Source organism: Acinetobacter sp. AOR12_HL (genome assembly GCF_027855275.1).
Classification (GTDB): domain Bacteria; phylum Pseudomonadota; class Gammaproteobacteria; order Pseudomonadales; family Moraxellaceae; genus Acinetobacter; species Acinetobacter baumannii.
Genome location: NZ_JAKTIJ010000022.1, coordinates 97794 through 110819, shown reverse-complemented (window position 1 = coordinate 110819; position 13026 = coordinate 97794). Strand labels below are relative to the sequence as shown.

Sequence of the window (13026 nt, the reverse complement as noted above, 5' to 3'; positions counted from 1 at the left end):
ACTTTTACAAATTACAAAACAAATACAAAACAGACAAAGGGTATAAAAAAACAGATAACTGTCATGTTAACAATTATCTGTTTAACTATTTAAAATCAGTATGTTAAATAAGTCACATTTTATGCCTGGGTCACATGAATACGTAATTCTTTAGGAAGACTAAAAGTAATATTTTCCTCACGTCCTTCTAATTCTTTAGGCGCCTGAGCTCCCCAATCTTGTAAACGTTGAATCACTTGCTTAATTAAAATTTCTGGGGCTGAAGCTCCTGCTGTAACACCAATTTTACAAGTATCATTGAACCATGATTGTTCAAGTTGATCTGCATTATCTACTAGATAAGCAGCTTTCCCCATACGCTCAGCAAGCTCGCGTAAACGATTCGAATTTGACGAGTTAGGCGAGCCAACAACCAGCACAACATCACATTTTTCAGCTAAGTCACGTACTGCATCTTGTCTATTTTGAGTTGCATAACAGATGTCATCTTTACGCGGACCCTGAATATTCGGGAATTTCGCACGCAAAGCATCAATCACTTTTGCTGTATCATCAATAGATAAGGTCGTTTGCGTAACAAATGCTAATTTTTCCGGATGTCTAACCTCGAGTGCTACCACATCAGCCTCATCTTCAACCAGATAAATATCGCCACCTTTTAATTTGTCATATTGTCCCATCGTACCTTCAACTTCTGGGTGCCCTTCATGACCAATTAAAATAGCTTCTGTCCCTTCGCGAGCATATTTAGTTACTTCAATATGTACTTTAGTCACCAATGGACAAGTCGCATCAAAAACTTTTAAGCCTCGACGCTCTGCTTCTTGCTGAACTGCTTTTGAAACACCGTGTGCACTGAAAATTACAATAGAATCATCTGGCACTTGGTCCAGCTCATCAACGAAAACAGCCCCTCTTTGGCGTAAGTCATCTACCACAAATTTATTGTGTACAACTTCATGACGTACATAAATAGGAGGATTAAAACATTCCAAAGCCCGATTGACGATTGCTATGGCTCGATCAACACCGGCACAAAAACCACGCGGATTAGCTAACACAATTTCCATAACAGCCTCAAAATTAATAAAACAGGGGAACTTCTCGTAAATATTTGCAGTTAAAACTATTCAGTTTAAACGCACGGTACACTACAATAGCGAAGATATTTTATCATATCAGGAAAAATATCATGTCGGGTCTATTGTTTGTCGTTTCTGCTGCATCAGGAACGGGCAAAACATCTTTGGTGAAAGCCCTACTTGACCGTGTGAGCAATTTACATGTTTCAGTTTCGCATACTACCCGAGGTCAACGACCAGGTGAGTTAGATGGTGTTCACTATCACTTCACAACAAAAGATGAATTTTTAGACCAAGTGAACCAAGGTGGATTTATCGAATATGCTGAAGTATTTGGTAATTACTATGGCACTTCACAAGCAACCGTAAAACAACAGTTAGCTCAAGGACATGATGTCTTGCTTGAAATTGACTGGCAAGGTGCAGAGCAAGTACGCAAGCTGTTTCCTGAATCTAAACAGATCTTTATTTTACCACCTACTCAATTCGATTTACGTCAACGTTTATCTAACCGTGGTACAGACTCTGTTGAAGTTATTGAACACCGCTTAAGCTGTGCTGTTGAAGACATGCAGCATTATGTAAATTTCGACTATATCATCATTAATGATGACTTTAATAAAGCCCTACATGAGCTTGAAGCCGTCATTACAGCAAATCGTTTAGTCTTATCTCAACAGGCAAAAAGACATCAAAATCTAATTCAAGACTTGATTACTCCACAACCAAAACAGGAATAACTTGAGTCTGGAACGAAAGCCTTTTATACTATTTGGTCTGTTCAAATTTACCATTCCAAAACGAGAACTTTTATGGCACGCGTCACCGTTGAAGATTGTTTAGATCATGTAGACAACCGTTTTGAGCTTGTGCTCGTTGCAAGTAAACGTGCTCGTCAATTGGCACGTCAAGGCATGGAGCCAACTGTAGAATGGGATAACGACAAACCAACAGTTGTTGCTTTACGTGAAATCGCTGTAGGTCACGTAACGAAAGAAATTCTTAAACAACGTGAGCAAGATTACCAAACTTCTAGTCTTGATCTTGCCCTTTCTACAAACAGCTTAAATTTAGAAGGTTTTTCTTTCTAATTACTCCTGTTTCTATAAAAAACCATCGTTTTTTTGCGATGGTTTTTTATTTGGCTTATGCATATTTAAAACATATTGGTAAAAGCAATTATTTTCATTGAAAAAAAAATACACTTTTTCAAACGAAAAAATTGACAAGTTCCGCAATATGCTTTTCATTAAGAAGTAGATAGATTTAGTTTTTTAAGCAACAGAAAAAGGGTGGTCTATGCCAGGCGAAGAGGTCAGCCAAGCCAAGCAACAGCTCAAATTAATTATCGACCCTTACTTATCGGTAAGTGAAGTCGAAAAAGTGCTTGCTGCCTGCGATTTTGGAGATCTGGCACACACTGGTATTACCCGTAAAAGCGGAGAACCTTATATTCTGCATCCTATCGCGGTTAGCTGTATTTTAGCGAATATGCGCCTGGATCCTGAAACATTAATGGCTGCACTTTTACATGATGTCATTGAAGATACTCAATATACAAAAGACGATATTATTGAGCGATTTGGACAAACAGTTGCAGAGCTTGTTGATGGCGTAACCAAACTAAGCCAGTCGAGCGATAAAGAATATAATAAAGCTGCTTCTTTTAGAAAAATTCTACAAGCTACTTTGCAAGATCCACGCGTCATTATTATTAAACTAGCTGATCGCTACCACAATATGACCACATTGGGCGCCTTACGTCCCGATAAACGTGCTCGTATTGCTCAAGAAACCTTTGATATTTTCGTACCGATGGCAAGATTAGTCGGCATGAATGAAATGGCCGATAACCTTGAAAATTTATGTTATCAAAATCTCGATTTAGATATGTTTGATAACGTTCAAAATGCGTTGCTTCAAACCAAACCAGAGCGATGTAAATACCAAAGTATCTGGGAACAAAATCTTGCAGAGCTTCTCCACAATTATCATATTCAAGGTCGAATTAAAAAGAAAAATAATAATATTGAGCTCTTACGCCATTTCGTAAAAAATGAAATGGATTTACAAGAACTTACTCATAGCCATGCCTTTGAAATCGTTTTGCAATCCATTGCAGACTGCGATCGTTTAGTAGCAGCCTTAAAAGAAAATTTTCAGGTCATCCAATATCAAGATCATATCCGCCGCCCGTTACCAGGTGGTAATCAGTCATTAATGATCAAGCTTAAGGGTGAAAAAACCACGTTATCGCTCACTATTCAAACTGAGTTGATGCGTAAAGCTGCACGTTTCGGTGTCGTACTCGGCGAAAATGCTCCACAAACTTGCCGCTCTGCCATTCAAGCTTCCATGCAGAACCTAAATACACTCATTGATGGTGAATGCGCTAAAACGACTTTTAATGACTTACTTGATTATTTACATCAAGAAAAAATTTGGGTTTACACACCACACGGCCAGTTACATGAATTACCACAAGGTGCCACAGTAGTTGATTTTGCCTACTCAGCTAGTCTTTTCTTAGGCAACCATGCGGTAGGTGCAAAAGTTGATGGTGAAATTAAGCCACTTTCTACACCATTAGTTAGTGGGCAGGTTATTGAGATTATTACTGACGTTTTAGCAACGCCAAATCCAGATTGGCTGAGCTTCATTAACACTCAAAAAGCTCGCCGTGCTTTACAGCACGTACTCAAAGACCAAGATATTGAAGAACAACGTTTAGTTGGTGCCCAAGCACTTTCACGAGCTTTGAAACTCTTTAATCGTTCTATTAACGACCTTTCAGATGCAGATTGGTTAGATCTTTTACAATGGCGTCATATTGATAATAAAGATGCATTATTTGAGCAAATTGCTGTTGGAGATTTACTTCCTCAACTTGTAGCTAACCATTTGTTTGCAAATGACAAGCATCCTCGAGCAGAAAATTCAGATCGACTAATTCAAGGAACTGAAGGCATTGATGTTAAATATGCCCACTGTTGTAATCCTATTTTAGGCGATCCAATTCAAGGCCATTTAACACGACGTGGTTTAATTGTGCACCGTATTCGTTGTCATAATTTGCTTCATGAACAACATTTACACCCAGAAAACATTATGCCGCTTCAATGGAAAGCAGATGACGTAGATGATGTACGTTTTACTGCTTACCTTGCGATTTATATGGCAATGAATGATGAACAGGTATCAGACCTCATCTATCAATGTCGTAAAAATAATGCTGGGGTAGAAATGGTACATTCCAACGAACAGCGTACTTTCGTCAATATTGTAGTAAACAACCGTAAACATATTGCAAAAGTCATTCGTGATTTACGAATGCACTATGGCTTCCCACGTATTGAGCGTCTAGACGCCCCTGCTCCACAAATGGAAATTTCCAAAGTCAGCTAAAATTTGTTCTGCTTTACTAAAATCTAACTTCTAGAAGTACCTAATCAATTAAATCGATGATACTTTTGTCAAAACGTATCATCGATTATGATGAAAAAAGATTTAATCAAGGAGAACCAAATGTCCCGTCAAGTCATTCATACTGAAAATGCCCCTGCTGCCATCGGCACATATTCTCAAGCCATTTTAGTAGGTAACACACTATATTTATCAGGGCAAATTGGTTTAGATCCTTACAGTATGGAACTTGTAGACGGTATTGAAGCTCAAATCCGCCGTGTTTTTGATAACCTTAAAGCAGTATGTGAAGCTGCAGGCGGCACACTTGCAGATATTGCAAAGCTCAATATTTTTCTTACTGATTTATCTAATTTCCAACTCGTTAACCAAATTATGGGCGAATATTTTGCTCAACCATACCCAGCTCGTGCTGCACTTGGTGTAGCAAGCCTGCCTAAAGGGGCTTTAGTTGAAATGGATGGAATTGTTATTATTAATCAGTAAGATAAAATATTAACTAGAAATTATTTAGCTCTAAAATTAGATACCACCCCAGCTTAAAAAGCTGAGTAACTCTCAGATTTCCGCTTAGGTGGTATTTTTTTATCCAAAATCCCAATAACGATAAATGAGATTTTAAATGAATTTCATTGACAAACGATAATAATTATCAATAATATCAATTATCGCATTTATATTTGGGGATCACTCCCATGTACGTTTGCTTGTGTCGTGGCATTACCGATCAGGATATTAAAGACGCTATTGAAAATGGCGCTGAAAGCTATCGTGAAATTCGCGATTTGCTTGATCTTGGTACTTGCTGTGGACGCTGTGCACCAGAAGCACGTGCTATTATTAGTGAAGAATTAGCAGAAATTGCTGCTCGCATTTCTGTAGCTGCATAATAAAAATTAATATTTAACAAAAATTTATTGACTCCTCCACCGCTTTTTGCGGAACGTTAAATGTTCCTCATTGAAGCGGTTTTTTTTGGAAGGAAATTCCCATTTACCAATATTGTGTTGTTTTTGATTGCGATTTTCATTTGCTGTTCCATAAATTACTCGCCATATCCATGATTGTTCACTAAAATGAATTTATAGATTGCCTTAATTGAATTAAGGCAGAAATTGTTTTGGAGTAGCTACAATGAAAGGCAATCGTGATGTCATTAATCAGCTCAATCAAGTGCTGTATCATCATTTAACTGCAATTAATCAATACTTTTTACATTCTCGTATGTTTAATGATTGGGGAATTGAACAACTCGGTTCTGCCGAATATAAAGAATCAATTCGCCAAATGAAGCATGCTGACAAAATTATTGAGCGTATCTTATTTTTAGAAGGTCTCCCTAATCTTCAACACTTAGGTAAATTGTATATCGGTCAACATACAGAAGAAGTTCTGCAATGCGACATCCGTAAAGTAAAAGAAAATATTGAAGCAATTCAGAAAGCGGTCGCTTTAGCCGAAACCGAACAAGACTATGTAACGCGTGATTTGGTACAAGAAATCTTAGAAAAAGAGGAAGAATATTGGGATTGGTTAGATACTCAAATTGATCTTATTGGCAGTGTTGGTATCGAAAATTATATTCAAAGCCAAATGTAATTTCTCATAAAAAAATCCCCTTGTACTCAAGGGGATTTTTTTATTTATCTTTTAACAACTCTGCCAAAGTTATTTGCTGTCGATAAAGATGCTGCAAAATAAATATTTGTTGTTCAGCTTGCTCTACCTTTCCATTATAGGCAAGTAGCTGGGCATATTTACGCAAGTTATAAGGCGTTGCTTTATTTTTTACGAAATTACCCCACACTGCTAAATCAGCATCAGATAAAGTAGTTTCAGGCTTCATCTCAATCCATTTTAAACGCTGCTCAAACTGCGTTAAAACAAAAATCTGATTACTTCCCAAAACCTCAGCATTTGGCTGTTTATTCTTAAACAACAAATTACTATTTGTGACATAGACATTATAGTCACGCCAAATTGCTAGCAGAAGTATTAAACTTACTCCCCAAATTAAACGAAGAACCTGCTTGTTGAGCACAATACCTTTGAGTACAGGTGACTGTGCCTGAATTATGCCTAATAAGAAACCACAAGTAAGTAAGAAGTAAGCGTAGCGTTGAGGAAACTCTAACATGGCATGAATGAGTACGGTACACACCATCATAATTGCAATAATTGAGATAGTTTCTTTAGCCTGCTGGTTTAGCCAAAGGAACCAACATGCAAAGTAAGCAATAATGACTATACCTATTGGAATACCGTTCCAGATGATGAGATCTAATAAAATATTATGGGCACTGGTCGTCCACTCAGTTGTTGGAAAAAGAGCATAGGCTGACATTTGCGCCACACTGGTTTGGTTCCAACCATACCCTAACCAAGGATGCTGCTGTACAGCAAGTAGCATTTGGGTCCAGATATTAAAACGTAAATATCCAGAGCTTGCTCTTTCAACTAAACTACTTGCTTGGGTTACATCAGTGCTTGACCATGCTTCAATTAAACTAGTAGCAAATGGCAGAATCACGCCCGCTATTACAAAAAAACCAGCGCACCACAAGAACCCTTGAATAAAACCAAATCTTTTTTGTTTTCCAAATAGTTTAACTATCCAATAGATAAGTAAAAATGGAAAAACGACCCAAGACGTTCTTGATTGGCTTAAAGCGATTGTAAACAAGATAATGAGTGCAGAAGGGAAAAGTAACCAAACTGTTGCTTTATTCTTTTCATATAAAAATAGACAACCTAATAGCCCCATAATCAGAAAGGTTGCCATATTGTTAGGTTGACCAAAGTTGCCGTAAGGACGGTTACCAATTAAATGCAACATATGCACAAAATGAGACTCAATATTTAACCATTGGCATATCGCAATAAAACTGGTCGCAATTGATACAATAATCAGTAATAAACTAAAGCCTGTAAAAATTTGATCTCGCTTTTGTTGATCTAGTGACAAGTTATAACCCGCCACAACCATAAACCAGAAGCCTAATAAGTAAAGTGAACTTAACAAAGCTGTACTAAAATCAAAAACTAGACCAAAAGCCCACTGCACCACTGGAATTAAAATAAATGGCAACAGCAATAATTGTGCACGCGGAATTTTAATATTTTGATAAAAAAGTGCAGCTAAGACACTTAAACCTGCCGCAAAAGTACTCATTTCACTAGAAAACATTACCCAAGGGTTATAGTGAAATGGTGATAGCCATGCGAAACCCAATAGAATTGCTGCGAGGAACAGAAAGAATACTTGCATAGTGACAGGCTAAAAGACTTGGAACTTGCAGGGAATTATACATGGAACTATGCTTAATCGCTTTGGTATTCATTTCATCATGGTATTCGACTTTTACAACACAATGCCATATACTCAATGTATATAGTAAAATAAATAATGAGGTGAATGCAATGATTACATCTGTATTTACAAATAATCGCTCCCAAGCTGTTCGCTTACCAGCTATTTTTCGCTTTCCTAAAGAAACACAAAAAGTCTTTGTAAGGGTCGTTGGTGTAGAACGCGTCATTTGCCCTGTGGAACATATTTGGGACAGTTTTTTTGATGATGCTCAACTCACCGTTTCAGATGATTTTGAGCGTGGTGAACAAATTGCAGCGGAGCGTGAGAGTTTTTGATGTTGAGATATATGTTAGATACCAATATCGTGATCTATACCATCAAAAATAAACCGCCTGAAGTTAAAGTGCGATTTAATGCTGTTGCCACTCAGTTATGTGTCAGTAGTATCACTGTGGCAGAACTTATTTATGGTGCAGAAAATAGTCAAAACCCTATAAAAAATTTACGCGTTGTCGAAGATTTTTTATCTCGATTACAGATTTTAGATTATACCCCTGAAGCAGCAGCTCAATATGGCATGATCAAAGCAGATTTACGTCGTAAAGGCACGCTTATTAGTGATAATGACACGCATATTGCAGCTCATGCTCGTAGTCATGGTCTTATTTTAGTTACTAACAATACTAAAGAATTTCAAAGAGTCGAAGCTTTGCAGTTAGAGAATTGGGTTGAGTGAGCCATCAAAATCTTGAACAGCTTGTTTATTCCGTAAAACCACCATATCTATAGTACTAAGCCTGCAAATGAAGCCTCCTTTCTGATCTCTGACGATTAATACAAATCTTACAAAGCATTTAAATCAATAAATATTGATGACTTTAATTTTATTATACGCTCACATACTGCTTTATTTTTCTCACATTATTTATAAAGTTTTAATAACCCTTATTAGCATGAAACAAAAAACGCATCTCGAAAGATGCGCTTTTTTATTTTAGATAACTTAAGGAGCAGGAGGAGCAGGAGGAGCAGCAGCAACACTACAACCTTTTGGTGCATAGTCTGTTAATTTCGCATTAACAGTACATGTCCAAGTACCCGAAGCAGCATCACGCGCTAATGTAATTACACCACCTTTAGTTTTAGGACTAGCAGAACCACTCAATGTAAAAATTAAACTACCACCACCAGTAGCTTCATCAATAGTAGAAGTAATAACACCTAAACCATTTGCATTTGCTGTTGTACCTAATTTAGTAACATCTGCTAAATCATCAGTTGTACCATTTGCTAACTTATCTTCAACAGCAGTCTTCAATGGAGTAATACTAGCCAAAGCAGAACTTGCCTCACCACGAGCAATATAGTTTTGATAAGCAGGAATCGCGATCGCTGCTAAAATACCAATAATCGCTACAACGATCATGAGTTCAATTAATGTAAAACCTTTTTGTGCATTCATAGCCTTTTCCCCAAAGATTGTATGTATGTTTTTATATAAGCTTTTTCAGCTATCAAATATATTGCAGCAACCATGCCAACTTTTATTATTGTTAAAAAACATAAACTTACAATTTATTGTGTCTTATTTTAGTAGCTTAAGCTGTAATTAACTGACAAAAATTGTCACTAGGAATTTAGTAGGACTGAATCACCGATAAAAATTAATTTATTGCCTATTTCATTTTTTTAATAACGAATGTGATAAAAATCTCTATAAAAATAATCAAATAGGTGACATTTTTTGTCAGTCACCTTATTGAGCAATAAATTCTAAAAACAGTTAAATTTTTGAGTCAATCATTTAATTAATAATGATAGGTGCGTTACCTAATTCATTTAATTGATCTGGCATGTTTTCATCGTAAAAGCGTGCCATCACTTCTCCAATTTGCTGAACTCCTGTAACTACAGCTTTCTGGTATTGCTTTTGTTGAAGCTGCTCTACAATCGACTTACATATGTGCTGCCATATTTGTTCAGTAGTTGCATTCCTAATCCCACGATCAAAGATGATTTCCACTGTGCGTTCACACAAATTTAAATAGAGCAATACACCACTATTGAGCTGTGTATCCCAAACACCCAGTTCTGCAAATAATTGCTGGGCTCGTAAACGTGTATTTTGTCTATACGCTTGTGAACATGGGATATGGCCTTCTATGACAACCTGTATTTCGCCAACATGTCCATGCTCTGCTTGCTGTACAGCCTCAGCAATAGCTTGTTTATCTTGTTTGGAAAAATATCTGCTACTTGCTGGTAAATAACAAAAATGCTTAAACCAACGTTTTAAACTGGGCTCTACAGATTCCTCAATTTTTGGCTGAGTAATAATTTGGGTTGTTTCTGATGTTGTTACCATGAGCCTGAAGCACCTCCACCGCCAAAACGTCCACCGCCGCCGCCATAGCCTCCGCCACCACCGCCAAAGCCTCCTCCGCGTCCGCCGCCACCAGCTCCACTCAGAATAGCCTGTAAAATCAGTTGGGCAATTGAAGTTATGAGTAAAAAGAAAATACCAAAACCCAATAGTAAACTCATTACTACGCCAGCACCATTTACAAAACCAGCTACCGCTGCCGCAACGCCAGCTGTTGACGCGCTAAGTGGTCGACCGACAATAAATGATCCTACAACTCCAGCAACAAGAATAAATAAAGCCATTGTAAGCGTTGTTTGTTTGGCTTGTTGTTCTTCGGCAGCTTGATGTTGGCGTTCTTTTAAATCTTGAGCAGCTTGCTGAGCAACTTCCGGATCTAAATTTAAAATTCTTCCAATTTCATCAAGTCCTGCATTTAGTCCTTGAGCATATTGGGCTTGTTTAAAATAAGGGGTAATTTGATTTCGAATAATTCGACTTGCAACAATATCAGGCAATACTCCTTCTAAACCGTATCCAGTTAGAATCTGTATTCTATGGTCATTAATTGCAACTGCAATAAGTAAGCCATTATCTCGTTTACTCGAACCGAGTTGCCATTTTTCACCTACTCGCAAAGCATAATCAAAAATATCTTCTTGACCTGTAGTCGGTACAATCACAATACCTATTTGTGCTTTACCTTGTTGGTAAAGATTTAAGATTTTCTGGCTAAGCTGTTGTTTTTCGGTTTCACTCAAAACGTTAGCTTGATCAATGACAGGTTGATTTAATGTTGGTAAACCGCGAATTGATTCACCATCAGCCATATCATTTGCAACTTGCGTTTGAGGTGTGACACTCGAAGCTGCCTGAGAATTTATTTGAGGCTTAGATGCTTGAGCTTGCTGCTGTTGAATAATTTTGCCTGCCACTACCGTATCCGTTTCATCGGTAGCAGTGGCAATATTATTCTCACTCCAAGCCGCATTCTGAAACAGAAAACCACAGCAGAGAACAATTAAGGTAATAACGAATACCCTAATTTGCTTAGGCTGAAGCAATATAATATTTCTCATGCGGCACTCCTTTGATTTAAATTAATCAAAAGAAACTTTTGGAGCCTGCTGAGCAGATGCTTCTGCAGAGAAATTGGCTTTAGGATGCATGCCAATCACTTTTGCTGTTACTGCTTGTGGGAACTGACGAACATAAGCGTTATAGTCCTGAACAGTTGTAATATAACGATTACGGGCAACAGCAATTCGGTTTTCTGTTCCCTCAAGCTGAACTTGCAATTCTTGGAATTGGGTATTGGCTTTTAAATCTGGGTAATTTTCTGAAACGGCAATAAGTCGAGATAATGCCCCAGTTAACTGGCTTTGTGCCTGTTGATATTTTTCAAGTAATGCTGGGTCTTCTAATACTTCTTTATCAACCTTCAAGCCTGCAACATTGGCACGTGCTTGAGTGACTTCTGTTAAAACCTGTTCTTCATGTTTAGCATAACCTTTTACAACATTTACCAGGTTTGGAACTAGATCGGCACGACGTTGATATTGGTTTTGTACTTCAGACCAAGCCGCTGTTACAGCTTCATCTTTAACCTGTAAAGTATTATAGCCACAGCCTGAAAATAATAGGGTACTGGCAAGTGTTGTCGCGATAGCAAGTTGTTTAAACGTTTTCATCGTCACATTATCCTCAAGTTTTTCTTTATATTTTTAACCACTTTTCCCGATTGTATGACGATTTTGGCATTATTGTGTTGCTTTTATTTTATAGATTTAAAAAAACCGGATTTTTAAATCCGGTTTTTTATTAGCTTGGTCTTGGTTTTTTTTCCTCTTGGAAACTTGTCATTTGATATTCATCAGCCAAATAACTTTTCCAATAATCGACCATATGGCCATAATCTTTTTGACTCGGGTGGAAGTCTTTTTTGTAATAAGCAAAATATTCAGGAGTTAGCTGTATAAGCATTTTAGCAAGCAAATATAGCCCAAATAAGTTACCTCCGATTTTAGGTAAGCTCTTCCATTTATCTTGCCAAAATAGCCGTGTAGTGCCATAAAAAGCAAGACTTGCAAACCCTGTAGTGACACTCCGCATGAGTAAACGACGAATACGGTCATCACCATATACCTGCTGATAGACATCGAATGCTACTGAACGGTGCTCAATTTCTTCTATAGCATGCCAAACCCAAAGCTTTAGCGCATCTTGATCCAAAGTTTTTAGAAGTTCTGGATGCTGTAAAATATATCCCCCCAGCAAAGCCGTAAAATGCTCAAATGCACATGTCAGTGCTAGCTGCAGCTTAGGAGAAATTGTTCTTAAATACTTGTCACGCTCATTCAACCAGTTTTGAAAGCGATCCAGATTATAGTCATCACGACGCCAAGCCTCGTTGAACTCTCCATGTGCTTTCGAATGCATTGCTTCTTGCCCAATAAATGCCGCAATCTGAGCCTGTAATTGAGGATCGGAAACTTTGTCACGTACATTACGCACGCTATTTACAAAAAACTGTTCTCCTACGGAAAATGTTGAAGAGAGTGCAGTTAAAAAATGGGACATTAAAGGCGAATTTGCAAAATAATAGCGTTTGATAGCTTGAGGATTAAACTCAAGGCGACGCACTGTAATACCCAACGCTTTTCGACGATTTAAATATGATTTTTCTGCCGTCATACCTGCGATATTCATATTCAACACCTATTGTATTGAAGAAGGAAGCTTTGAGTATCTCTTGCGACTAAGGGGCTAAACAGGGCAAAAAAGCTTATTGTATTTGCCAAAAGCATCAAACTGACTAATGGTAAAAAAATAAAGCCTGCATATTG

15 protein-coding genes and 1 pseudogene are annotated in these 13026 nt (G+C 37.6%); 9 read left to right on the top strand and 7 right to left on the bottom strand.

What is annotated here, in order from left to right; translation table 11 throughout:
- Window positions 1-119: 119 nt before the first annotated feature.
- Window positions 120-1070, bottom strand: a complete 951-nt coding sequence (gene ispH / locus MKL36_RS11200; RefSeq protein WP_021510150.1) for a 4-hydroxy-3-methylbut-2-enyl diphosphate reductase — start codon at window positions 1068-1070, stop codon at window positions 120-122.
- A gap of 122 nt (window positions 1071-1192) precedes the next feature.
- Here ispH and gmk point away from each other — a divergent pair, with 122 nt between their 5' ends.
- The 7 genes and pseudogenes from gmk (at window position 1193) to bfr (ending at window position 6104) form a co-directional block, all read left to right on the top strand.
- The gene (gene gmk, locus MKL36_RS11195) at window positions 1193-1822 is read left to right on the top strand and encodes a guanylate kinase (RefSeq protein WP_000015937.1); all 630 of its coding nucleotides are present in this window, start codon (window positions 1193-1195) and stop codon (window positions 1820-1822) included.
- A 72-nt stretch (window positions 1823-1894) separates the two neighbouring features.
- Entirely contained in the window at window positions 1895-2173 is a 279-nt protein-coding gene (rpoZ, locus tag MKL36_RS11190; RefSeq protein ID WP_000135049.1) for a DNA-directed RNA polymerase subunit omega, read from the top strand.
- A 38-nt stretch (window positions 2174-2211) separates the two neighbouring features.
- Window positions 2212-2342: pseudogene (locus tag MKL36_RS11185) on the top strand (hypothetical protein).
- Window positions 2343-2381: 39 nt separating this feature from the next.
- Window positions 2382-4487, top strand: coding sequence for a RelA/SpoT family protein (locus tag MKL36_RS11180; protein ID WP_001117590.1), 2106 nt, complete (start codon window positions 2382-2384; stop codon window positions 4485-4487).
- A 120-nt stretch (window positions 4488-4607) separates the two neighbouring features.
- Window positions 4608-4991, top strand: coding sequence for a RidA family protein (locus MKL36_RS11175; RefSeq protein ID WP_000090000.1), 384 nt, complete (start codon window positions 4608-4610; stop codon window positions 4989-4991).
- A gap of 209 nt (window positions 4992-5200) precedes the next feature.
- A complete protein-coding gene (locus MKL36_RS11170) occupies window positions 5201-5395 on the top strand; it encodes a bacterioferritin-associated ferredoxin (protein ID WP_000289091.1) in 195 nt (64 codons plus the stop codon).
- 244 nt (window positions 5396-5639) lie between these two features.
- On the top strand, window positions 5640-6104 hold the full coding sequence (bfr, locus tag MKL36_RS11165) for a heteropolymeric bacterioferritin subunit Bfr (RefSeq protein ID WP_000678123.1): 465 nt from the start codon (window positions 5640-5642) through the stop codon (window positions 6102-6104).
- Window positions 6105-6144: 40 nt separating this feature from the next.
- Here bfr and MKL36_RS11160 read toward each other — a convergent pair whose 3' ends face one another.
- The gene (locus MKL36_RS11160) at window positions 6145-7773 is read right to left on the bottom strand and encodes a PglL family O-oligosaccharyltransferase (RefSeq protein ID WP_021510151.1); all 1629 of its coding nucleotides are present in this window, start codon (window positions 7771-7773) and stop codon (window positions 6145-6147) included.
- A gap of 152 nt (window positions 7774-7925) precedes the next feature.
- Between MKL36_RS11160 and vapB the strand changes: the two genes are divergently transcribed.
- Together vapB and vapC are read left to right on the top strand one after the other, a co-directional pair.
- Window positions 7926-8153 (top strand): type II toxin-antitoxin system VapB family antitoxin, encoded by a 228-nt coding sequence (gene vapB / locus MKL36_RS11155; protein ID WP_002125542.1) that lies wholly within the window; start codon window positions 7926-7928, stop codon window positions 8151-8153.
- The gene (gene vapC, locus MKL36_RS11150) at window positions 8153-8554 is read left to right on the top strand and encodes a type II toxin-antitoxin system tRNA(fMet)-specific endonuclease VapC (RefSeq protein ID WP_004833671.1); all 402 of its coding nucleotides are present in this window, start codon (window positions 8153-8155) and stop codon (window positions 8552-8554) included. Before vapB ends, vapC begins: the two co-directional genes overlap by 1 nt.
- A gap of 267 nt (window positions 8555-8821) precedes the next feature.
- Here the strand turns inward: vapC and MKL36_RS11145 are convergent, their stop codons facing one another.
- The 5 genes from MKL36_RS11145 to MKL36_RS11125 all read right to left on the bottom strand — a co-directional run bounded on the left by MKL36_RS11145 (window position 8822) and on the right by MKL36_RS11125 (window position 12889).
- Window positions 8822-9280 carry a pilin gene (locus MKL36_RS11145; protein WP_021510152.1) on the bottom strand — a complete coding sequence of 153 codons (459 nt, stop codon included), beginning with the start codon at window positions 9278-9280 and terminating at the stop codon, window positions 8822-8824.
- A 342-nt stretch (window positions 9281-9622) separates the two neighbouring features.
- On the bottom strand, window positions 9623-10183 hold the full coding sequence (locus MKL36_RS11140) for a TPM domain-containing protein (protein ID WP_021510153.1): 561 nt from the start codon (window positions 10181-10183) through the stop codon (window positions 9623-9625).
- Complete coding sequence (locus MKL36_RS11135) at window positions 10177-11259, bottom strand: TPM domain-containing protein (protein ID WP_021510154.1); 1083 nt, start codon at window positions 11257-11259, stop codon at window positions 10177-10179. The genes MKL36_RS11140 and MKL36_RS11135 overlap by 7 nt, the downstream gene beginning before the upstream one ends.
- A 21-nt stretch (window positions 11260-11280) precedes the next feature.
- On the bottom strand, window positions 11281-11871 hold the full coding sequence (locus MKL36_RS11130) for a LemA family protein (protein WP_000846931.1): 591 nt from the start codon (window positions 11869-11871) through the stop codon (window positions 11281-11283).
- Between the two features lie 130 nt (window positions 11872-12001).
- Window positions 12002-12889: a metal-dependent hydrolase gene (locus MKL36_RS11125; RefSeq protein ID WP_270908989.1), complete on the bottom strand. Its 888-nt coding sequence runs from the start codon at window positions 12887-12889 to the stop codon at window positions 12002-12004.
- Between the last annotated feature and the right edge of the window lie 137 nt (window positions 12890-13026).

What these genes read in the sequence shown, in the direction of transcription:
- ispH (WP_021510150.1), bottom strand. Translation starts at nt 1,070, where the DNA reads ATGGAAATTGTGTTAGCTAATCCGCGTGGTTTTTGTGCCGGTGTTGAT.
- vapC (WP_004833671.1), top strand. Translation starts at nt 8,153, where the DNA reads ATGTTGAGATATATGTTAGATACCAATATCGTGATCTATACCATCAAA.
- MKL36_RS11175 (WP_000090000.1), top strand. Translation starts at nt 4,608, where the DNA reads ATGTCCCGTCAAGTCATTCATACTGAAAATGCCCCTGCTGCCATCGGC.
- MKL36_RS11160 (WP_021510151.1), bottom strand. Translation starts at nt 7,773, where the DNA reads ATGCAAGTATTCTTTCTGTTCCTCGCAGCAATTCTATTGGGTTTCGCA.
- MKL36_RS11125 (WP_270908989.1), bottom strand. Translation starts at nt 12,889, where the DNA reads ATGAATATCGCAGGTATGACGGCAGAAAAATCATATTTAAATCGTCGA.
- rpoZ (WP_000135049.1), top strand. Translation starts at nt 1,895, where the DNA reads ATGGCACGCGTCACCGTTGAAGATTGTTTAGATCATGTAGACAACCGT.
- MKL36_RS11135 (WP_021510154.1), bottom strand. Translation starts at nt 11,259, where the DNA reads ATGAGAAATATTATATTGCTTCAGCCTAAGCAAATTAGGGTATTCGTT.
- MKL36_RS11145 (WP_021510152.1), bottom strand. Translation starts at nt 9,280, where the DNA reads ATGAATGCACAAAAAGGTTTTACATTAATTGAACTCATGATCGTTGTA.
- gmk (WP_000015937.1), top strand. Translation starts at nt 1,193, where the DNA reads ATGTCGGGTCTATTGTTTGTCGTTTCTGCTGCATCAGGAACGGGCAAA.
- vapB (WP_002125542.1), top strand. Translation starts at nt 7,926, where the DNA reads ATGATTACATCTGTATTTACAAATAATCGCTCCCAAGCTGTTCGCTTA.
- MKL36_RS11140 (WP_021510153.1), bottom strand. Translation starts at nt 10,183, where the DNA reads ATGGTAACAACATCAGAAACAACCCAAATTATTACTCAGCCAAAAATT.
- MKL36_RS11180 (WP_001117590.1), top strand. Translation starts at nt 2,382, where the DNA reads ATGCCAGGCGAAGAGGTCAGCCAAGCCAAGCAACAGCTCAAATTAATT.
- MKL36_RS11170 (WP_000289091.1), top strand. Translation starts at nt 5,201, where the DNA reads ATGTACGTTTGCTTGTGTCGTGGCATTACCGATCAGGATATTAAAGAC.
- MKL36_RS11130 (WP_000846931.1), bottom strand. Translation starts at nt 11,871, where the DNA reads ATGAAAACGTTTAAACAACTTGCTATCGCGACAACACTTGCCAGTACC.
- bfr (WP_000678123.1), top strand. Translation starts at nt 5,640, where the DNA reads ATGAAAGGCAATCGTGATGTCATTAATCAGCTCAATCAAGTGCTGTAT.